General features: G+C 49.4%; 1 protein-coding gene. It reads right to left on the reverse strand.

Going from position 1 to position 464, the window contains the following annotated elements:
- Positions 1–202 precede the first annotated feature (202 nt).
- Positions 203–464: hypothetical protein (locus DW49_RS1000000133465; RefSeq protein ID WP_024421501.1), on the reverse strand; the 262-nt coding region annotated here is incomplete at its 5' end.

The following is a 464-nucleotide window of genomic DNA, read 5'->3' on the forward strand; positions in this document are numbered from 1 at the left end:
GACTTGGCCGGACGGATACGAATATTGAGATCCTTGTTTGGCAGCAGCGTGAAGTCGCCGTAGATCCGATAGCCCTGGATTTTGATCTTCGTGATCATCTGCTGTCCTTAGGTGGAGGTTAGAGAATTGGGGAGTTATGCTGCCTTGATTTGAAATTCTATCCTTCCCATCCGGTTCAGTGACTTTTTCTCACTGGACGGCGTTACGGAGCTGCTGCTTGGACAACAAGGTTTGCCGGGCTGAAGAAATATAGCACTGCGAAAACAGCAAGGGCACCACCAGCGCGCAGCCAACTCTGAAAGCGAACCTCCATAAAACCGGGGATTACGGCACCGATACCTGCCCCTGCCAAGGCCAAAATAGTTCTAAAGACGTTGTACTGGAAGTCTGTCGGTGAGGGAGTAAAAAGTGCGATCGCTAGTGTACTGTTTTCAAAATAAGTTACCCATAACCTGCAAGCTAAG

The organism is Pseudomonas avellanae BPIC 631, from assembly GCF_000444135.1.
In the GTDB taxonomy this organism is placed as follows: domain Bacteria; phylum Pseudomonadota; class Gammaproteobacteria; order Pseudomonadales; family Pseudomonadaceae; genus Aquipseudomonas; species Aquipseudomonas avellanae.